At 51.5% G+C, this 19695-nt stretch carries 25 protein-coding genes and 1 other RNA gene; 23 read left to right on the forward strand and 3 right to left on the reverse strand.

Annotation, left to right across the window (positions count from 1 at the left end; genetic code table 11):
* Nucleotides 1–15: 15 nt before the first annotated feature.
* Together JNE38_RS00510 and JNE38_RS00515 are read right to left on the reverse strand one after the other, a co-directional pair.
* Nucleotides 16–549 (reverse strand): hypothetical protein, encoded by a 534-nt coding sequence (locus JNE38_RS00510; RefSeq protein WP_203354805.1) that lies wholly within the window; start codon nucleotides 547–549, stop codon nucleotides 16–18.
* A 72-nt stretch (nucleotides 550–621) separates the two neighbouring features.
* Entirely contained in the window at nucleotides 622–1524 is a 903-nt protein-coding gene (locus JNE38_RS00515) for an EamA family transporter (RefSeq protein ID WP_203354806.1), read from the reverse strand.
* Nucleotides 1525–1796: 272 nt separating this feature from the next.
* Here JNE38_RS00515 and JNE38_RS31035 point away from each other — a divergent pair, with 272 nt between their 5' ends.
* From JNE38_RS31035 to JNE38_RS00570, 11 genes are all read left to right on the forward strand, one after another.
* Nucleotides 1797–2078, forward strand: a complete 282-nt coding sequence (locus tag JNE38_RS31035) for a hypothetical protein (RefSeq protein WP_203354807.1) — start codon at nucleotides 1797–1799, stop codon at nucleotides 2076–2078.
* Nucleotides 2075–3214, forward strand: a complete 1140-nt coding sequence (locus tag JNE38_RS00525; protein WP_203354808.1) for an HD-GYP domain-containing protein — start codon at nucleotides 2075–2077, stop codon at nucleotides 3212–3214. The genes JNE38_RS31035 and JNE38_RS00525 overlap by 4 nt, the downstream gene beginning before the upstream one ends.
* Nucleotides 3215–3285: 71 nt before the next feature.
* Nucleotides 3286–3550: signal recognition particle sRNA large type (gene ffs, locus JNE38_RS00530), an RNA gene on the forward strand.
* A 249-nt stretch (nucleotides 3551–3799) separates the two neighbouring features.
* Entirely contained in the window at nucleotides 3800–5230 is a 1431-nt protein-coding gene (locus tag JNE38_RS00535; protein ID WP_203354809.1) for a PAS domain-containing sensor histidine kinase, read from the forward strand.
* A 128-nt stretch (nucleotides 5231–5358) separates the two neighbouring features.
* Nucleotides 5359–7059: a DNA polymerase III subunit gamma/tau gene (dnaX, locus tag JNE38_RS00540; protein ID WP_203354810.1), complete on the forward strand. Its 1701-nt coding sequence runs from the start codon at nucleotides 5359–5361 to the stop codon at nucleotides 7057–7059.
* Nucleotides 7060–7099: 40 nt separating this feature from the next.
* Entirely contained in the window at nucleotides 7100–7411 is a 312-nt protein-coding gene (locus JNE38_RS00545) for a YbaB/EbfC family nucleoid-associated protein (protein WP_238933688.1), read from the forward strand.
* 27 nt (nucleotides 7412–7438) lie between these two features.
* On the forward strand, nucleotides 7439–8035 hold the full coding sequence (gene recR, locus JNE38_RS00550; RefSeq protein WP_092274871.1) for a recombination mediator RecR: 597 nt from the start codon (nucleotides 7439–7441) through the stop codon (nucleotides 8033–8035).
* 72 nt (nucleotides 8036–8107) lie between these two features.
* Complete coding sequence (locus JNE38_RS00555; protein WP_203354812.1) at nucleotides 8108–8587, forward strand: SRPBCC family protein; 480 nt, start codon at nucleotides 8108–8110, stop codon at nucleotides 8585–8587.
* Nucleotides 8588–8644: 57 nt separating this feature from the next.
* Complete coding sequence (locus JNE38_RS00560; RefSeq protein ID WP_203354813.1) at nucleotides 8645–9619, forward strand: CPBP family intramembrane glutamic endopeptidase; 975 nt, start codon at nucleotides 8645–8647, stop codon at nucleotides 9617–9619.
* 12 nt (nucleotides 9620–9631) lie between these two features.
* A complete protein-coding gene (locus JNE38_RS00565; RefSeq protein WP_203354814.1) occupies nucleotides 9632–9862 on the forward strand; it encodes a DUF2508 family protein in 231 nt (76 codons plus the stop codon).
* 11 nt (nucleotides 9863–9873) lie between these two features.
* Complete coding sequence (locus tag JNE38_RS00570) at nucleotides 9874–10140, forward strand: pro-sigmaK processing inhibitor BofA family protein (RefSeq protein WP_203354815.1); 267 nt, start codon at nucleotides 9874–9876, stop codon at nucleotides 10138–10140.
* Nucleotides 10141–10144: 4 nt separating this feature from the next.
* On the opposite strand, the gene JNE38_RS00575 is transcribed toward JNE38_RS00570, so the two are convergent.
* On the reverse strand, nucleotides 10145–10672 hold the full coding sequence (locus JNE38_RS00575; protein WP_203354816.1) for a hypothetical protein: 528 nt from the start codon (nucleotides 10670–10672) through the stop codon (nucleotides 10145–10147).
* A 202-nt stretch (nucleotides 10673–10874) separates the two neighbouring features.
* Here JNE38_RS00575 and JNE38_RS00580 point away from each other — a divergent pair, with 202 nt between their 5' ends.
* The 12 genes from JNE38_RS00580 to rsmI all read left to right on the forward strand — a co-directional run bounded on the left by JNE38_RS00580 (nucleotide 10875) and on the right by rsmI (nucleotide 19604).
* Nucleotides 10875–11885: a hypothetical protein gene (locus JNE38_RS00580; protein WP_238933523.1), complete on the forward strand. Its 1011-nt coding sequence runs from the start codon at nucleotides 10875–10877 to the stop codon at nucleotides 11883–11885.
* 60 nt (nucleotides 11886–11945) lie between these two features.
* Entirely contained in the window at nucleotides 11946–12128 is a 183-nt protein-coding gene (locus tag JNE38_RS00585) for a sigma factor G inhibitor Gin (RefSeq protein WP_203354817.1), read from the forward strand.
* 131 nt (nucleotides 12129–12259) lie between these two features.
* Nucleotides 12260–13696, forward strand: a complete 1437-nt coding sequence (locus JNE38_RS00590) for an aminotransferase class I/II-fold pyridoxal phosphate-dependent enzyme (RefSeq protein ID WP_428993688.1) — start codon at nucleotides 12260–12262, stop codon at nucleotides 13694–13696.
* Nucleotides 13697–13738: 42 nt separating this feature from the next.
* Nucleotides 13739–14380: a dTMP kinase gene (gene tmk, locus JNE38_RS00595; protein ID WP_203354819.1), complete on the forward strand. Its 642-nt coding sequence runs from the start codon at nucleotides 13739–13741 to the stop codon at nucleotides 14378–14380.
* 139 nt (nucleotides 14381–14519) lie between these two features.
* Nucleotides 14520–14849 carry a cyclic-di-AMP receptor gene (locus JNE38_RS00600; protein WP_007719896.1) on the forward strand — a complete coding sequence of 110 codons (330 nt, stop codon included), beginning with the start codon at nucleotides 14520–14522 and terminating at the stop codon, nucleotides 14847–14849.
* Between the two features lie 100 nt (nucleotides 14850–14949).
* Nucleotides 14950–15396, forward strand: a complete 447-nt coding sequence (locus tag JNE38_RS00605; protein WP_203354820.1) for a YaaR family protein — start codon at nucleotides 14950–14952, stop codon at nucleotides 15394–15396.
* A gap of 17 nt (nucleotides 15397–15413) precedes the next feature.
* Entirely contained in the window at nucleotides 15414–16394 is a 981-nt protein-coding gene (gene holB, locus JNE38_RS00610) for a DNA polymerase III subunit delta' (protein WP_203354821.1), read from the forward strand.
* Nucleotides 16395–16396: 2 nt separating this feature from the next.
* Nucleotides 16397–17212, forward strand: a complete 816-nt coding sequence (locus JNE38_RS00615) for a PSP1 domain-containing protein (protein WP_203354822.1) — start codon at nucleotides 16397–16399, stop codon at nucleotides 17210–17212.
* 27 nt (nucleotides 17213–17239) lie between these two features.
* Nucleotides 17240–17611, forward strand: a complete 372-nt coding sequence (gene yabA / locus JNE38_RS00620; RefSeq protein ID WP_203354823.1) for a DNA replication initiation control protein YabA — start codon at nucleotides 17240–17242, stop codon at nucleotides 17609–17611.
* 95 nt (nucleotides 17612–17706) lie between these two features.
* Complete coding sequence (locus tag JNE38_RS00625) at nucleotides 17707–18474, forward strand: tRNA1(Val) (adenine(37)-N6)-methyltransferase (RefSeq protein ID WP_203357371.1); 768 nt, start codon at nucleotides 17707–17709, stop codon at nucleotides 18472–18474.
* A complete protein-coding gene (locus JNE38_RS00630; protein WP_203354824.1) occupies nucleotides 18410–18739 on the forward strand; it encodes a GIY-YIG nuclease family protein in 330 nt (109 codons plus the stop codon). Before JNE38_RS00625 ends, JNE38_RS00630 begins: the two co-directional genes overlap by 65 nt.
* On the forward strand, nucleotides 18723–19604 hold the full coding sequence (gene rsmI, locus JNE38_RS00635) for a 16S rRNA (cytidine(1402)-2'-O)-methyltransferase (protein ID WP_203357372.1): 882 nt from the start codon (nucleotides 18723–18725) through the stop codon (nucleotides 19602–19604). Before JNE38_RS00630 ends, rsmI begins: the two co-directional genes overlap by 17 nt.
* Nucleotides 19605–19695: the final 91 nt, after the last annotated feature.

The following is a 19695-nucleotide window of genomic DNA, read 5'->3' on the forward strand; positions in this document are numbered from 1 at the left end:
GAGGTTTTTTCGCTATTATGCAGGAAAATCTGGCTTCATGGCGCTCACCGCTGCGAAAAAATCAGGGTATGTTCCCCGATAGATCGTGGAGTCGTGGTCGGAAGCACAATGACGCTTCAATCCGATTTTGCTTAAAAAACGTTCCCCGGCCGCGGTCACAGCATCGCCTACGATCCCTTCCATCCTGACACCCTTCCTTCGAAACGTCTCGTAGTATTCCAGGTAGCTGCCCAATAACATCGTTAACGCAGGGGACCTCCGATATTCGTCGTCAATGACGATGCAGGAGAGAAACAAACTCATAGAAGGGACAGGCCCCTCTTCTACGGGGATGATTTCACGATAGGTAAGATACTTGTCGTTATAAGTGCCGTTTGAGATTTGTTCGTAAATCTCAGGCTTAACGGGGAACAAATTCATAAATCCAATGATGCGATGGTCTTCCTCCAACGCGAGTATCGAGTGAGGACGTTGTACATACCACTCGTACGATTCCGCATAAGGAGTGATATGCTCCTCAGCATAGTATCTTTTTTCCAATTGCTCCATTTGAATAAAATCTTGTATCGTTAGACAGCTTTTGATATTCACGCGAAGTCACCCGCTTTCTCGACGTTCTTGTCAATGTCTATCGGAGGTTTCTTGCGTATTCCCGCGTTTACCGCGTCTGCGGAACCATTCTGGCAGGACGATCCCGATCAGGATGACGACCACTCCCAACGTTTGGAGCAGGCTTACAGATTCATTCAGGACCACGTACGAAGAGATGACAGCCATAGGCAATTCGGCAGCCCCCAAAATGGCAGCCATGCCAGCACCAATGTGCGGAATGCCAAAGTTGAACAAGACGGTCGGCAAAAAAATTCCGAAAAAAGCGAGCAGGAATACATACGGAAATAGACCATCCAACAAAGCGCCATTGAAGAGGAAGACAGGTGGGTAAATCAAGCTGGCCAAAAGCAGTGAGCCTGTTGCCATGGCCGAGCTGCGCACCCACGGTTGGACGGTGATCGCTGCTTTTCCGCTGAAAATGAGAAACAGTGTGTAGGATACGGCCGAGAGCAATCCAAGCATGACTCCCATAAAATTGAACTGTCCCCATCCGCCGCCTTCAAACAGGCCACCGGCAAGCAGCGTTCCTATGAGCAACAATACGAGTGAGCCGATCGTTTGTCTGTCAGGACGCCGACGAGTCAGAAAGGCTTCCGCCAGTACGCCCATCCACGTAAATTGAAATAACAGGACGATCGCAATCGAAGCGGGTATGAATTGAAGGGCATTGTAATAGAAAATGCCAGTCGATCCAACAGTCAGTCCAACAGCAACCAGCAAAAGTAATTGCCTCCATTGGGGTTTTGTCCGCAAGAAAAACAAAGCAGGCAGCCAGGTTAAGACAAAGCCGAAAAACATTTGCCCACCGATCACTTCTGCGGGGGAGTATCCCTGTCCATAAGCCAGCTTGACGATGGTGGAGAGAATCCCGTAACTACACGCCCCTATAAAGACCAGCAGTATATAACGCATGAGTAGTCTCCTTGTCCCAAGTGCTTTTTATCCTTAGCTAGGATAATACTCGACAGATCGTTTGTCTATGTAGGCAAATTGTTTTTGTCAATTCAAGGTTTCCCTCTGGCTCGGCGCGGGAAATAAGGTGACTAGCAGACAGCTTAGTAGGCAGGGGGAGGCAGATGTACTTTTCGAAAGTAAGAGATCGATTATTTGCAACATTTCTGTTGTTGAGTCTCTTTCCCATTTTGTTTATCTGCTTCCTTTTCTATGGGGAGGCTCAAGAAGCGGTGTTTGAGCAGTACCAAACCGATATGGAAGGCCATCTCAAGCTTGCGGACATGCGATTGTCCTCTTTTCTACAAACGATGCAAGCAGAGGTAGATAATCTGGCAGCAAACAAGCTACTCTATCAGGAAAAAACGGATGACGCCTCGATTCATGCATTGTTTTCCCAGTTTGTGCGCTTGAGTGATATGATCGGAAATGTTCACTTTGTGGCGGTCAACACACCTGCGGACAGTACAATGACTTCATCCGGAATCGGCATTCCGACAATACCCAGGATATGATGGTCGTTTTAGATTCGGGGAAAATTTTTATACATACGGAAAGTGAATGGATCGGGAAGGAAGTGCAAGCGCTTCCCGGTTATGACGAGATCCGCCGAGCGTTGCAAAATCAAACGAATCATGGCATGCTCAGGCTTCAAAAAGAGGGGGAGACGATTTACTCGTTTTTCTTCGTATCGCCCGTCAGCGGCAACGTCTATATCGAATGGATCGGTGGGAAAGGAATCTCGCAGCGCCTTGACCGGCTCAAGCTGATTCTGCTAATCACCATTTGCCTCGTCGTAGGTTTTTCTGCTTACGTGGCCCACCGCCTCTCGCTGTGGATCGGCAAGCCGATCTATACCCTGGTATCGGCTACGGACGCGTTGCTGGAGGGTGATTTCTCCATACGGGTTCCCATTCAGGGGATGAAAGAGATCACGATCCTCGAAAGGAAATTCAACAAGATGGCAGGGCAAATGCATGAGCTGATCGTACGGGAACGGGAATACATGCAGGAGAGTCTGGACCAAATCGTGCGCAGCTTTTACTTGGCGGTGGAAATGAAGGATCCGTATACGGCAGGACATACCGAACGCGTCACCGAGTACGCACTTATTTTGTACGATCATCTGGATGAAAAATCACGCAGCCAATTTTCCCGGGACGACTTGCGTTACGCCAGTTTAATGCATGACATTGGAAAAGTAGCGATACCGGATCATGTTTTGCTCAAAGCAGGGAAGTTGACGGATGAGGAATATGAATACATGAAGCGGCATTCGTCCATTGGAGCCAACATTGTCGAGCAGATCGAAAGCTTGGCTCACGTCAGCCCGGGAGTGAGGCACCATCACGAGCGGTGGGATGGCCGCGGTTATCCCGATCAATTAAAGGGAGAGGCCATTCCTTTGATTGGGCGGATCATAGCTGTTGCCGACACATTTGATGCGATGACGACTACCAGATCCTATCGGAAGGCGATGACCTTTCAGGAAGCGCATGATGAAATTGTCCGCTGCTCGGAGAAGCAATTTGATCCCAATATCGTAACTGTTTTTCAAGAAGCTTACCGAGCTCGCGTGTTGCAGGCGCAGCTTCGGTCAGGTGGTGTCACGCTGGAAACGTCGGCCAGTGCTGCATCCGAGAAAGAATGAGGGGACCTTTCCCTGTATTGGTTGGTCTTTACGCCTTGCTATCAATCCGTATCTCTGGTATTCTAACTGTACCGTGCTAGACGGGGAGGTTGCGGTGCCCTGTAACCTGCAATCCGCAATAGCAGGGTTGAATTCCTATCATAGGTTTCCTCATGTGAGGCTGCCTTATGGCGGCGGTGTTGAGGATCGGGTCCTGTGCAACGCGAACCCATGAACCTGGTCAGGTCCGGAAGGAAGCAGCCATAAGTGGATCATCGCGTGTGCCGCAGGGTAGCCTGGTCTGAGCTGCTACCATAAGTAACGCTCGGATGAGGATTATCGAAGATAGGTGCACGGTACCTTCTATATGACAGTCAAGTAGCATGTTTTCTTCGGGAGACATGCTATTTTTATTTGCCAATAAAGTCTTTCCGATCGCTCGGTGTATTTTTTGTTGTTTTTTGACGATAAACAGCGAAACATTTCCCTTTTCTTCCTGATGGAAAAGGGCAGGTTTTAGGCGGAGTTTCACGAATTTTCATAGAAGGAGAAACAATATACTATCCTGCACATTGAACTACGTCATAGGTCAGGGAGGGACAAGCTGTGAGTGCATCTTTTTCGCTACATCTGGTCGGCTCGTCCGGACGATTGCAGCAGTTCATGCATCAACTGCCTACTGCCGTTTTATTGGTAAATCAGGCAGGAAGTATCGTTGAAGTAAACGAACAACTGCTTCGTGTCACCGGATATTCACGCGATCGACTTGTCAATCAACCGTTTCAGACCATCCTTCCTTTCAATGGCTCCGTGGAGCAGTTGTATGAAGAGTTATTGCAGAAGGAAGCGCAGCCGGAATTCAACGTGGAGGTAGAATGGAAGAATAAACAGGGGATATGCGGAAAGACTCCTGCGATGATATTGGTGCAGCAAGCAGAACAGCCCTTGTATCTGATTCATCTGTCTCAACTATCAAAAGAACCAGACTTCACCTTGCCCCAGCGAGTGCTGACTAAGCTGACGCACGATACCAGCCTTGGCTTGTTCATTCTGGACGAGCAGGCGAATATCGTCGAGGCCAGTCAGACGGCATGCAAGCTCTTGGGGATGGACCGGCTGCAAGTCATCAACAACCACATTGATCGTGTTTTTGCAGGCATTCCCGAACAGCATCGGCTCATCAAAAAAGAGCTGCTGGAAGGTGTCAAATTACACAACATCGCCACGTCATGGTCCAATGACAATCAGCGCTACGAATTAATCGTGGATGCCAATACGCTGCAGGACGGTACAGGCAAGACGGTTGGCGCTTTTGTCCTTTTTAAAGATATTACGAATCTGCGTTCCTTTGAGCAAAAAATCGAGCGAAACGAGCGGTTGGCGATGATTGGGCAGATCGCTGCCGGCACCGCACACGAAATACGCAACCCGCTTACCTCCATCAAAGGATTTCTGCAAATGTTCTTAAAATCATTTGGCGAAAGCGGAATGGATCGGGAAAAGACGTATACGGAAATCATGCTGACGGAGATCAATCGAATCAACTCGTTGGTGAGTGAGTTTCTCTTGTTGAGCAAACCGCGCAATATTCAATACTCCATGGTGGACCTCAATACCGTCTTCTCGGAAATCCTGCCGATCGTCGAATCCCAGGCCATTCTGTACGGGATCGACGTGAAGTTTTCCTCCCACGGAAAACTTCCGATGGTCGTAGGCGATACCGAGCTTCTCAAGCAGGTGTTCATCAACATTTGCAAAAACGGCATTGAAGCCATGGGCGAGCAGGGCACGCTGCAAATTTCCCACCACATCGATCAGGACGGAGACAAGGTAAGCATCGACATTCACGACTCCGGCCCCGGTATTCCGTTGTACATCATCGACAAAATTTTCGACCCGTTTTTTACGACTAAAGAAGAAGGAACAGGCTTGGGGTTGTCCGTCTGCCAAAAAATCATCCACGATATCGGTGGCCAGATTCGCGTCTCGTCCAAGGGGTACGGAACGACCTTTCACATCATGCTTCCTTACATGTAAAAACGTCCATGCGAAAGCGTCCCTCACAACCATGTGAACGGGGCGTTTTCTTTGATGGAACTATGCCAATAGTGTATAATGAATAGGATATAAAAGAGGACTGTGCAGATGGGGAGTGTCACACGAACATGGCTTATACCGCGCTGTATCGCGTATACCGACCGCAGACGTTTCAAGACGTTGTCGGACAAGAACATGTGACGATTACCTTGCGCAATGCATTGCGCGAAGGAAGGCTTTCCCATGCCTATTTGTTCAACGGTCCCCGTGGTACCGGTAAGACGAGTGCAGCCAAAATCATGTCCAAAGCCGTAAACTGCGAGCAGCCGATTGACGGCGAGCCTTGCAATGAGTGCGGTTCGTGCCGTGCGATTACAAGCGGTTCTGTGACGGATGTGCTGGAGATCGATGCCGCATCCAACCGCGGGGTTGAAGAGATTCGCGACATTCGCGACAAAGTGAAATTTGCTCCAAGCGACGTCAAGTACAAGGTGTACATCATTGACGAAGTGCATATGCTGACGACGGAGGCGTTTAACGCGCTGCTAAAGACGTTGGAAGAACCGCCTGCACACGTCATTTTCATTTTGGCCACCACGGAACCGCACAAGCTGCCGGCCACGATCATCTCTCGGTGCCAGCGTTTCGATTTTCATCGAATTCCGCTTCGGGTGATGGTCAATCTGCTGCAGAAAATTTGCCAATCGCAGGGAGTACGAGTCGAAGAACAAGCACTCCAGCTGGTGGCGAAGATGGCAGAGGGTGGAGCGCGTGATGCCCTCAGCTTGCTCGATCAGGCGATCAGCTATAGCCGAGATGAAGTGAAGGCAAGCGACATCATGCAAATTACGGGTACCGTCTCCCAGACGTACTTTTCCGTCCTGGCCCGCCATATCGCTGAGCGCGATGTAGCTCAGGTCATGGAACAGTTCGATCAGGTCATGGTTCAAGGGAAGGATCCCGAGCAGTTCCTGCATGATTTCATGTACTACTATCGGGATATGCTGCTGTTGAAGACTGCTCCTCAGCTGGAGGAGATCGTAGAGCGGACGATGATAGACGATCAGTTTGCCACCGTAGCTGAGCTGTACGGGTTTCCCGAGCTGTATGCGGCGATCGAGACATGCAATGAGGCGCTGACCCAATTGAAATACTCGACGTACGCCAGAGTTTTGGTGGAGCTGACACTGGTCAAGATGTGCCAGCCTGTTGCACAAACGGCCGGAAGTACCGCTACAGCAGCTCCGCAAGTAAATAATGAAGAGCTGGCAGGCATGGCGAACCGGATCCGCACATTGGAAGAACGCCTGGTTCAGATCATGCAAGGGCAGGTAAACTTGCCGACGCAAAAAGCGGAGGAGCCGAGAAAGGCTGAACCGAAGCGTGTGGCTGCGGCAGGAGGCGGATCGCGAACCTCGATGAACAAGGTGCGCGAAGTCGCGAAGGCATTGGACGAAAATCTGACTCGTCAGGTGCGCGGACAATGGAGCCAAATATTGACTGATTTGAAAAAGGTGAAAATCCAGTACCAGGCTTGGCTGGTAAATGGTCAGCCTGTTGCTGCTGGCGGTGATGCGGTGGTGGTCACGTTCACCAGCCCCATCCACTGCGATAAAACCATGGAGCCGGAATTAAAGGGCGTAGTCGAGCGGGTCATCTTGAATGTGCTGGGCAAGCCATTGCAGCTTTTTTCCATCATGGAAGAGGAATGGCAATCGGTCGAACAGCAGGTAGGGCAAAAGGAAGGCCCTGCCGAAGAGGAACAGGATCCGTTTTTGGCAGAAGCCATAAAGCTCGTGGGCGAAGAACTAGTCGAAGTAAAAGACTAATTTCAAAAACAATCAAGGGAGGAACCCTCACATGAAAAACATGCAGCAAATGCAACAAATGATGAAGCAAGTGAAAAAAATGCAAGAAGAAATGGCAAAAGCCCAAGAAGCCCTGAAGGATAAAGTCGTAGAAGGCTCTGCTGGCGGCGGCGCTGTATTGGTCAAAGCGGATGGCCACAAGCAAGTAAAAGAAATCATCATCAAGCCAGAAGTCATCGATCCAGATGATGTTGAAATGCTGCAAGATCTCGTGCTGACCGCTGTGAATGACGCGCTGCGCAAAGCGGACGAATTGATGGCGAAAGACATGGGGAAATTCACTGGAGGAATGAACATCCCGGGTCTGTTCTAAAAACAGGTAGTCGAAGGAGCATACGCGATGTTCTATCCAGAACCGGTATCCAAGCTAATTGAAGGCTTTATGAAACTGCCCGGCATCGGTCCGAAAACCGCTGGGCGGCTTGCCTTTTTCGTTCTCAACATGAAGGAAGACGACGTGCTCGATCTGGCCAAGGCGCTCGTCAACGCCAAACGCCAGCTGCACTACTGCTCGGTATGCAACAACATCACCGATCTCGATCCTTGCCACATTTGCAGGGACAAGCGTCGCGACGGCTCTGTCATTTGTGTCGTTCAGGAGCCCAAGGATGTCGTGGCGATGGAAAAAACGAGAGAGTTTGAAGGGTATTACCACGTATTGCACGGAGCCATTTCACCGATGGATGGGATCGGTCCGGAAGATATTCGCATCCCTGACCTGTTGAAGCGGCTCAGCGACGAGCAGGTCAAAGAGGTTATCCTGGCGACCAATCCCAACATCGAAGGGGAGGCGACGGCGATGTACATTTCCCGCCTGATCAAACCTTTCGGGATTCGCGTAACGCGCATTGCCCATGGATTGCCTGTGGGCGGTGATCTGGAGTACGCAGATGAAGTGACGCTGACCAAAGCACTGGAAGGTCGACGAGAACTATAGAATGGTGGAAGAGAAAAAGACGGGGGAAACCTGTCTTTTTTTCATTCTTCACATGGTTAAGGAGAGAGGGACATGCCTGTCATCTGTTCGGAGCTGATTATCGCAGCGCCGCCGCAACTCTGTTTTGATGCGGCCAGAAGCATCGATTTGCATATGGAGTCAACATCTAGAACCGGGGAAAGGGCGATCGCCGGGGTCATGAGTGGATGGATCGAGCTAGGGGAGTCTGTGACCTGGGAAGCCGTCCATTTTGGGATCAAGCAGCGACTGACTGCGAAAATCACAGAGATGAACAAGCCTCATTATTTTGTGGACGAGATGGTTTCCGGAGCATTCAAACGATTTCGGCATGAGCACGAATTTATACCAGTAGGACAAAACCAAACGCGCATGCTCGATACCTTTGACTATACTTCTCCACTCGGAATTTTGGGGAAAATCGCGGATTGGCTTTTCCTTGAGGCGTACATGGCGCGCTTTCTGCTGGAAAGGAATCTTTACTTGAAGCAGGTGGCCGAGCGGCAGTTCAAACAAACGGAAGAAGAAGCTTGAGGAAAGACGGACTTTTTTTGTGGGACGAGACATACAGTGAAATAGGAGCGTGAAGAGATGCTGACAGGACCGGGGCTGTCGCTGCGGATAGAGCCAGAGAGACATCGGTCTACTCCGTGGGCGATCATGCTGTGCATAGGGTATTGGCTGATGTTTGCCGCTGAATTTTCCGTCATTCGTTTCTATCGGGGAGAAGACGGGCGATGGATCGCATCGACAACAGATCAGCCTCATTTGTGGTTGTCGCTGACGGTGTTAACCATTACCATGGTCAGCTTGGTAGGGGCAGTCGGGTTTGCAATCAGTCTCTGGAGGCAGGGACGGCAAACGCAGTGGCTGTGGGGAGATCACGATCTGACTGGCAACGATGTGCTGCACATGGTCGCGTGGATGCATGTATTTCAGACGTTCACGCTTCTCATCTACGGATTGATCCTCGAGGGGACTCTCTTTTCGGAGGGAACAATCGGCGGGACGTTCGAATCTGCCATGTTTCAGTTGTTTCTCTTGATCCTGATTCCATTCTGGTTCCGGGGGAGACTGGCAGAGATCGGTGTGCGCCGTCCCGCACGTATAGGCCGAATGCTCCTCACCCTGCTGATCATGTTCATCCTGATCGCCAAAGTGCTCGATGTGGCGATAACCAATCCTCTCGCAGATTGGCTCGGGATGTCTCTCTCCTCCGAGCGGGAGCAGCAGATTGAAAAGGAAATTGTACAAGCCAAGCAAACCGATATGCTGGCGGCAGCTACGTCGTTTCTCGTCATCGGGATCTTGGTCCCGATTGCGGAAGAGCTGTTGTTTCGGGGAGTCATCCAGACGTATCTGGTGCGTCGCATGGGAGCTGTCATCGGTATCGTTTTGAGCAGCTTGTGGTTCGCTCTCTTGCACATTGATTTGGCTTTATTCGTGCCGCTTTTTGTCATTGGTCTCGGTTTGGGATTTGTGCGTCATCGCTACCAGTCAATTTGGGGCGCAGTATTGCTGCATGCAGTGAACAATTTGTCTGGAGTGCTGTACTACTTTCAGTGAGGGGGTACGCTGATGAGCAGGTGGGGGAAAAAGGCGAGGGTGTTGATCGATGTGGAGGCGGTCGGTCTGGATGCGGCAGTCAATCGGGCCCGTCTCGATTGGCAGCACGCCCGCCATCTGGTAGAAATCAGTGAACCGGATGGCGGCTTGGATGATGCGATTTACTATTTGCAGTTGACAGAAAAACGCTATATGTACCTTCTCTCGCAAGCGAAGCGGGAGCATCATCGTAAGCAAGCCTAAGGAGGAAGCTCATGGAAACGGGATGGGTCATTGCTCTGATTATTGCGGGAATTCTGCTCGTCATCGCTGCCAGCAAATCGGTTGCGCTTCCGGTGCGCTGGATTGGTTTTGGGATCATGCAGCTGGTGATAGGCGCGATCTTGCTCTTCTTTGCGAATCTGGTCGGGGAATTAGCTGATTTCCATATCCCGATCAATCCGGTTACCGCCTTGCTGGCCGGTTTTTTACGGTTACCGGGTCTAGCAGCCTTGGTCGTCATTAAGCTGTGGGTGATGTAAGGCTTCACCCATCGGTCAGCAAAAAGGCGACCCCTCTATTTTCGTATTTCACACGGCTTTTTTTTGATTGACGCAAGGAAACAAGCAGAGCAAACAGCCTGGGCAGCGACAGAACCAGTGTGCCGCAAAGCAAAGTCAAGCCGTATTCGACAGGCAGCCACACGTAAGCAGCCGCTGCGAGAAACAGGCAGCCGAGCAGCACGACGCACTCTCCTCGGCGATATACCGAAATCGGCACAGGAAGCCGGTACCCGCTCCCCCACCAAGGAGAGACAAGCATGTCGGCAGTCGTTTGAGGTTTGAGAAGGCGAAGCTGCGCATATAGACGAAAGACAACCAGATGCCCCACTGCAATAGCGGGAAGGATAGCCAGTGTCACGATCAGGCGAGCCGCTGGAATGTGTAAATAAAACGAAATAGCGATCATGGACACGCCCATCAACAGCCATTGAAACAGATGGCCGAGCAAGCCCCAGCGGAAGCGGTGAAGCAGTTTGTAGCTGTATATGGTTTGGTTCGCAGATTCCTTCATACGTCACTTCCTTTACTGACAAGCCTTGAATTCGATCTAATTATCGCATAGTCGCAAATGTTGAAAAAGCACGAAATCTTTGCCGTTGGAGAGGTCCAGCGGCTTTTGTATGTCCGGTCCGGGCTGTGCCGTACCGTGCCGTCATGGGCTGGCGGTGAATGGGAACGCTAATTGGAACGGCAGATAGAGGAGGGAGAGGGTCTTGTTCCATCAGCGTTTGACTTTACTGGCGATAGAAGAAGAGGTGACTCCAGATGTTCGCCGGGACCTTATGGAATGCGGAATCCAACTGATCCCATTTGAAATAGAAAAAGGAGCTTTCCATTCAGAGGCAGATGGATGGCTGCTCACAAAGAGCAGGGATATGAAAACGTGGGGAGAAATGGCCCAGGAAGCAGCCGTATCACCTGGCCTTTTGCTGGTCTACGGCGAAGAGATCCCCTATGGCTGGACGGAATCTGTCACGGATCGCGGCTCAAGCCTCGGAAGCTGGGAAGTGGTCAGGATGGCGCTGCTGTCAGAAAAAGAGAAGGCGCTGGTCGGAGGGAAGCCGGACGGGGAGTGGTTACGCATGGTGTGCCGCCTGCTGGCTCGCTATCAGCGGGTGTCTTTGGTCTGCAGCATACGCGAAGTCGATGAGATCCTCCGCCAGCTACCCATGTATTTATCATGGAAAGAGCGCTTTTATCTGGAACTGGGAGAACGATGCGATCAAGAGGGGATTTCTCTGCAGACAGTATCCCGAGCACTTGGCATGGACAAGCGCATAGGACAGGGCTGGCTGTATCCAAATCGACTGGACCAGGCCCCGTTGTGCAGATGGATTGAGCGCGAAGGCAAGCTAGCCATGGAAAAGGCGAATGTGCATCGCGTGGTCTTATGGGGCTCTGCGATCATGTGGAATCAGATGGATACAAGCTGGCTCACGGGAAAAGAGGTATGCCTGCTATCCCAGGAGGAGAAGCAAATTCCGAACGAGGTCTTCACTGAATACTGGCAATGCGAGCAGTGGCAAAAAGCGCTGCAAAACGCAGATTTGCTGGTGATCGGCACAGCAGACGACATCATTCGTGAACTCCCGTTAAAAGAGCTCGTCCATTCCATGAAACAGGCGAATGTAGTGGATGCTTGTGCTTGTTTTCCGGTACAGGAAACGCAGAATGTCCTTCAAAGCTACCGAGCTATCGGCGAAAAGACGAACGTTTGGGAATGATGCTGATTATAATGGGGTATAATGATTGGTAGATTGAGGAAAAGGGCAGGCGTTAAAACTATGGAAAAGGTTGCTCAGCGATGTATCGTCTGTGAAATGGAACGCAGCGACGGAATCGCGATCTGTGAGCAGTTCATCTGCCAGAGATGCGAGCAGGAAATGGTCAATACGGATGTACAGGATGAAAAGTACCCGTTCTTTATTCACCAGATGAGGAGAATATGGTTACGGAAAGATGCTTGAACGAAAAAAGGCAACGGACAAATCCCGATGCCTTTTTTCGTTCCAAATCATGCTAAAATAGTGGGTAATTCATTTCATAAAGGACGTGAGTGCACGTGTTGGGGAAAAATGCTGATTTTCGGGAGAGGCAAATGCGTGCCCCCCTGTATGAACAGCTGGAACGGCACGTCAAGCGTCGTCCGCATCCGTTTCATGTTCCTGGACATAAAATGGGGCACAGCTTCGACAGCGAAGGCAGACATCGGTTCCAGTCGATTTTGGAGCTCGATCTTACAGAAATAAATGGCACGGATGATTTGCATCAGCCTCAGGGCGTCATCGCAGAAGCGCAGGAGCTGGCAGCAGAGGCGTTTGGAGCAGAGGAGACGAGATTTCTCATTGGCGGAAGCACGGTCGGGAATCTCGCGCTGATCATGACGGTATGCCGTCCCGGAGACAAGATCCTCGTCCAGCGAAATTGCCACAAGTCGGTGTACCACGGAATCATGATGGCGAAGGCCATTCCGATTTTCTTGGTGCCAGCTGTCGATTTGGCTACCGGAGTCGCAGCAGGAGTCAGGAGAGAAGACGTGGAGCGTGCGCTGCATCTCCACCCTGATGCGAAGGCCGTCTTTTTGACAAATCCCACCTACTACGGAATGGGAATCGATTTGGAGAAGATGGCAGCGATCGTGCATCGGTATGATATTCCTCTCTTGATTGATGAGGCGCACGGTCCGCATTTTGGATTCCATCCCGCTTTCCCGTTATCTGCGATGCAGTCAGGTGTCGACGCGGCGGTGCAGTCCACACACAAAATGGCGTCGGCGATGACGATGTCTTCCATGCTGCATGTGCAAGGAGGGAGGATCGACCGGGACAGGCTGTTTCGGCATTTGGCCATGATCCAGTCGTCGAGCCCTTCCTATGTGCTCATGGCTTCGCTCGATTTGGCACGGCGTCATCTGGTGAAGGAGGCATACGAGGAGTGGGACAGACTGTTGCCGCAGCTGGACAAGCTGCGGGAGCGCACAGGCAGACTGGGGTGGCTGGAATGGCCGGATGTGACGTCAAGCAGTGTGTACGCCACTCTCGATCCGCTAAAGCTGTTTCTCCATATACGGACGGAACAAATAGACGGTTTTGCCCTGCAGCAGACCATGGAGAGGGATGGCATTTACCCAGAGCTGGCAGACTCCTCGCATGTGCTCCTGGCTGCATCAGCCGGAACCTCCTCTCGAGACCTGGATGGATTGGTCCGGCTCTTGGAGTCACTGGAACTCGAGGTGGAGCCCGGGGAAGAGCGAGTGCTAGAGGCAGGGGTGGTTTCCTCACACTACCTGCGCGAACAGGTCGTGCCGATGGATGAGGCGGTGGACGCCCCAAGCGAGCAGGTGACGTTGGAGAATTCACTGGGGAGAGTCGCAGCGGAGATGGTGATTCCGTATCCGCCTGGCATACCGGTGGTTGTTCCCGGTGAGCGGATGGATGCCCAGAGCCTTGCGATGCTGACGGAGCTGCGGATGGGCCAGACACGCTTTCATGGTGTGCAAGATGAGCATTTGCAAACGATACGAGTCATAAGATAGACAAGCAATGGGCATGACAACAGGTGTTTTGGCGGAAGGAGCATGAAAGTGACAACAGGACGAAAAGGTCGGTTCATCACCGTGGAAGGTGGAGAGGGCGCAGGAAAATCCACGATCATCGCGAGGCTGTATGCGGAGCTGCAGGAGCGTGGAATGGACGTGCTTCTCACGAGGGAGCCGGGCGGTATCGATATCGCCGAGCAGATACGCGAAATCATCTTGAACCCGGCGCATACGCAAATGGACAAACGCACAGAAGCGTTATTGTATGCGGCTGCGCGGGGGCAGCATTTGGCGGAAAAGGTGCTCCCTGCACTTGAGGCAGGGAAACTGGTGCTATGCGACCGTTTTATCGACAGCAGCCTTGCATACCAAGGTCATGCTCGCGGTCTGGGAATCGAAGAAGTGTATGCCATCAACAAATTCGCAATCGGTGACTGCATGCCCCAGCTGACGCTGTTTTTCGACGTCCAGCCTGAGGTCGGTCTGGCGAGGATCAATGCTGCGAGAGGCAGAGAGGTCAATCGTCTGGATCTGGAGGGCATGCGTTTCCATGAGCTGGTCAGGGAAGGATACCAGCTGGCGATGGCCCGGGACCCGGAGCGTTTCCTCGTGATCGACGCTGGTCAGTCGATGGAACAGGTGTATCAGGACGCACTCGACGCGTTATTGGCCCGATTGTAAGGTGGCAGTACCGTTCGGCAGCGTACATGCTGTATAATATGTTTAGAAAGAATATCGTACCATGCCCACATGTTTCACATACAATGAAGCACCGAGAACCCTAAGTGGGAATGATTATTTGCGGAAAGGGTGATAGCCGATGAAAATGGTAGTTGCGGTCGTCCAAGACAAAGACAGTGGTCGTCTGTCTCAACAGCTGGTGAAAAAAGGATTTCGTGCTACTAAGCTTGCCAGTACGGGTAGCTTTTTACGCGCCGGTAACACAACATTCTTGATCGGTACGTCTGACGAAAGCGTGCCGGAAGTAATCGACATCATTGCTCATAATTGCAAATCCCGCAAACAGATGGTCACTCCTGTTTCTCCACTTAGCAATGCGGTAGACTCGTTTATGCCATACCCCCTCGAGGTGCAGGTAGGCGGAGCTGCTGTGTTCGTGCTCGACGTTGGAGAATTCCACTCCTTCTAGCATCTGCTTTCCGTCAGTTCCTGCTCTCTTTTTTCGCTGCTTTCGTATATACTGATTCTCATGGGGACAAAACCCTCGGATCGGATGCGGAGGTGGCGATATGAAAATCAGCGATGGTCTTCGGCCGAAGCTGGACATGGTTAAAACGACAGATGCACGCAGAAATCCTCAGCTCGAAAAGCTGAATTTTGGCACGATGGTTCAAGGTGAAGACGAACGTATGTCCCAGGAGCGGCTGAATCGGCTGTTGTCTGATATCGACAAGCAAGGTCAGATACTCGCCCGTTCCCGCTCCGTGCGCGACTTTTATTCCTATAAAAATCTCGTCAAGCAGTTCATGGAGGAAGCCGTGAAGTACGGTATCGCCCTGGACGACCGACGGGGGATGAACCGGCGTGGCCGCAGCAGGCTGTACAAGATCGTCAAAGAGGTGGATACGGAGCTGCTCAAACTCACGGATGAGCTGCTGAGCGACCAGGCACCCATGATTGACTTGCTGGCCCGCATCGGTGAAATTCGCGGAATGCTGATCAACCTGTACTTTTAGTTAGGTGTTGAATAACCATGACATGGACACAATTCTCCCAGCAGCCTCGGGCATCGGAGCTGCTGTACCATAGCCTTCGCAACGAACGGCTGGCACACGCTTATTTGCTGACCGGTCCTAAGGGCGCAGGCAAAAAGCAGATGGCCCTGCATCTGGCGAAATCCCTGTTTTGTCCGGAGAGGGAAGCTGACGCCTGCGGGGCCTGTCTTACATGCAGACGCATCGAGGGAGGCAATCATCCCGACGTGCTGTTTATTACGCCGGATGGAGCTTCTATCAAAATCGATCAGATCCGTGCGCTGCAAAAGGAAATGGCGATGCGTGCGGTCGAGTCCCGGCACAAGGTGTACATCATCGAGCACGTCGATAAAATGACGACACAAGCTGCCAACAGTCTCCTCAAGTTTTTGGAGGAGCCACCTGCTGGGGTGCTCGCCCTGCTGCTCACAGAACACAGCCATGCGATTCTCCCTACCATTTTGTCGCGCTGCCAAATCGTACAATTTTCGCCACTTTCTGCAGAGGCGATCGCACAAGAACTGCGCAGGGAAGGCGTTTTGGCAGGATTGGCCCATGTCGCTTCCCACATTACGACAAATGTGGAAGAGGCCAAGGTGCTAACCCAATCAGAATCGTTTGCACAGCTAAGAAATCTAGTGATACAATTGATTCAGGAGTGCAAACAACGCAATTCGTCTGCGCTTTTTACCATCCATGATATGTTGCAAAAGAGCGACAAAATTAAAGAGGAACTACCCCTCTTTTTAGATTTGCTCATCCTTTGGCTGCGCGATATCCTGTATGTGCAAGTAGGCAGGCATGCCCATCTCATTAACAGCGACCAACAGGATGTGCTGCAAGGACAAGCACTGGTATGGACAAAAGCTGAGCTCTTGCACGGGATAGATTTGGTCATGGAGACGAAAAATCGGATAGAGCGAAATGCCAACGTACAGTTGGCTCTTGAGCGGTTGGTTCTTCAATTCCAGGAGGGATAACCTTGTACGAGGTTGTTGGAGTCCGCTTTAAAAAAGCGGGCAAAATATATTACTTCGACCCGGACCGACTGCCGATTGAAAAAGATTGTACGGTCATCGTGGAAACGGCACGAGGGGTCGAATATGGCAAGGTTGTAATCGGGAAGAAGCAGGTAGCAGATTCCGATGTCGTGTTGCCATTGAAAAAGGTGATCCGCGTCGCAGACGACAAGGATGCAAAGCAGGTGGACGAGAACAAGCAGGCCGCCAAGAATGCTTTTGCCGTTTGTCAGACCAAGATCAGGGAACACAAGCTGGACATGAAGCTGGTCGATGTAGAGTATACATTCGATCGCAACAAGATCATCTTTTACTTCACGGCAGATGGTCGAGTAGATTTCCGCGAGCTGGTCAAAGACCTGGCTTCGGTATTCCGTACGCGTATTGAGCTTCGCCAGATCGGTGTGCGAGACGAAGCCAAGATGCTCGGCGGTATCGGACCTTGTGGACGACTGCTCTGCTGTTCTACGTTCCTTGGCGATTTTGAGCCAGTATCCATTAAGATGGCCAAAGACCAAAACCTTTCGTTGAATCCAGCCAAAATCTCCGGACTTTGCGGCAGATTGATGTGCTGTTTAAAATACGAGAACGACAACTACGAGAGTACGCGTGATGAAATGCCGGACATCGGCAAGGTCGTCACCACTCCGATGGGTAATGGCCGAGTCGTGTCCGTCAATGTACTCGACCAATCGGTTCAAGTAGAACTTTCGATCGATAAAAAGATCACAGAGTTTGGGCTCGATGAGATTGCGATAGGGCATCCCGCTTTTGAATAAACGCGGGAGTAGGGGAGAGGTGAGCTAGTGGACAAACGGGAAATCTTCGTCAAAATGGCGAGCATTGAAGAACGAATTGGGGACCTTTATAAAGAGATCGGTGAGTTGAAAGACGTCATCGTCGTTTTGATGGAGGAAAATGCCCAATTACTCGTTGAAAACCAGCACCTTCGCAACCGACTGGACAGGAAAAAGACAAGCTCCTCTCCCAAGCAAAAGGGTACTCGCCCTGTTGCCCAGGAGAAGACCAAGAAAGCAGTCGTCGGAGAAGGGTACGACAACCTGGCTCGTCTCTACGCAGAAGGGTTTCATATCTGTAATGTCCATTTTGGCAGCTTGCGTAAAGAAGGCGATTGTTTATTCTGCTTGTCGTTTTTAAGCGGAGGCCCTCAAAAATAGATGGTAAATCAAAAGCGACCTAGGCCATGTGTCAGGTCGCTTTTAAATGGATAGGAAATCATAACGATAAGATCTAAAGGGGTATGGACCAACGGATGGAACCTGTCACCAATGTGCCGCTCTATGAATCGGAGCGCATCGACGATTTGCTGACTCATGAATTGAAGATTATACAAAGCCACGAGGTATTTTGCTTCTCGATGGATGCCGTCCTGCTGGCTCGCTTTGCCTCTGCGCCAAAAAGAGGACGCATCCTCGATTTCTGCACGGGTAACGGAGCGATTCCGCTCATCATGACGACCCGGACGCCGGAAGCTTCCTTTGAAGGGATCGAGATTCAGGAGCGGCTGTTTAGCATGGCGAGCCGCAATGTAGCGTTGAATCGTCTGGAAGGACGGATCACCATGCACCATGGCGATGTAAAGGAAGCGGTGGAGCGATTCGGCCATTCCAAGTTTGACGTGATTACCTGCAATCCGCCGTATATGCCTGCGACCAGCGGTGAAAAGAACATCAGTGAGCATTTTGCAATCGCGCGCCATGAAATCATGCTCTCGCTGGAAGATGTGATTCGTGTCGGCAGCCAGCTACTGAAAAACGGAGGTAAGCTCGCTATGGTACATCGTTCGACACGCCTGATCGAGATTATCTCTCTGATGCGTCAATACGGGATTGAGCCGAAACGGATGCGTCTCGTGTACCCGCGCAAAGATGCGGAGCCGAACATGGTACTGATCGAAGGGATGCGGGGAGGCAAGCCGGAGCTGCGAATCCAGCCGCCGTTGATTGTGTATGAAAATGGAGAGGAATACTGTGAAGAACTGCAGGAAATCTATTTCGGAAGACGCGATTCCCTCGCATAAAAGTCACTTTGTGTACATTTTGGCTTGTGCAGACGGGAGTCTTTACACGGGCTATACGACCGAGCTGCTGCGACGCCTGCGTGCACACAACGAAGGCAAAGGAGCCAAATATACCCGAGGGCGGGGACCTGTCGAACTGTTGTATTGGGAAGAGGGGACAGACCGCTCCTGGGGGCTGAGGAGAGAGGAAGGAATCAAACGGCTCTCCCGCCCCAAAAAAGAAGAATTGATTGGAGAGGGACCCCATGATTCAAGTTCAACGTAGTTTTTCCACCGAGCAGTCAGGCGTCCTGTACTTGGTAGCGACACCGATCGGAAATCTCGACGATATGACGGTGCGCTGTCTGGAAACGCTGCGCTCCGTCGATGTCATTGCCTGTGAGGATACAAGGCAGACACGCAAACTGCTGAACCACTTTGCAATCGACAAGCGGACGGTCAGCTATCACGAGCATAATAAGGAAGCGAGCGGAAACGGGCTCTTGCAATGGCTGGCGGAAGGCAAGCAAATTGCTCTCGTCAGCGATGCAGGGCTGCCTGCTATTTCAGATCCAGGTGCGGAGCTGGTGCGAGATGCCGCCGCTGCAGGATTTGCAGTCATCCCGGTTCCGGGAGCCAATGCTGCGTTGACAGCGCTGATCGCATCGGGACTGCCGACGGAGCGATTTGTGTTTTGCGGTTTTATTGGACGGGAAAACAAGGAGCGTCGCGAAGAACTGGATCGGCTGAAAAAATATCCCGAGACGTTGATTTTCTATGAGGCCCCCCACCGGATCGAAAAAACACTCGGAGCCATCCGGGAAGCGTGGGGCAATCGCCGTGGGGTTCTGGCAAGAGAGCTTACCAAGCGATATGAGGAGTTTGTGCGGGGGACGATCGATGAATTGCTGGAGTGGCTGCGGGAAGGCGAAGCGCGGGGCGAATTTTGCCTGATTGTCGAGGGCTACACCGGACCCCTGGAGGAAGAGGAAGCGGATGCATGGTGGCATTCACTCAGTGTCATCGAGCATGTCGATACGTACTGTGAGCAGGGCTTGAATAAAAAAGAGGCGATCAAGAAAGCTGCAGATGACCGAGGCGTCTCCAAGCGCGATGTGTACAATGAGTACCATCGTGATCAAGCGGAATAGAGCTGGCCGACTGCGGTCAGCTTTTTTATATGCAAAAAGAGCCTTCTTCGGGCTTGTCTTCCCGAGAAGGCTCGAATATATGTAATAGAAG

The organism is Brevibacillus choshinensis, assembly GCF_016811915.1.
Taxonomy (GTDB): domain Bacteria; phylum Bacillota; class Bacilli; order Brevibacillales; family Brevibacillaceae; genus Brevibacillus; species Brevibacillus choshinensis_A.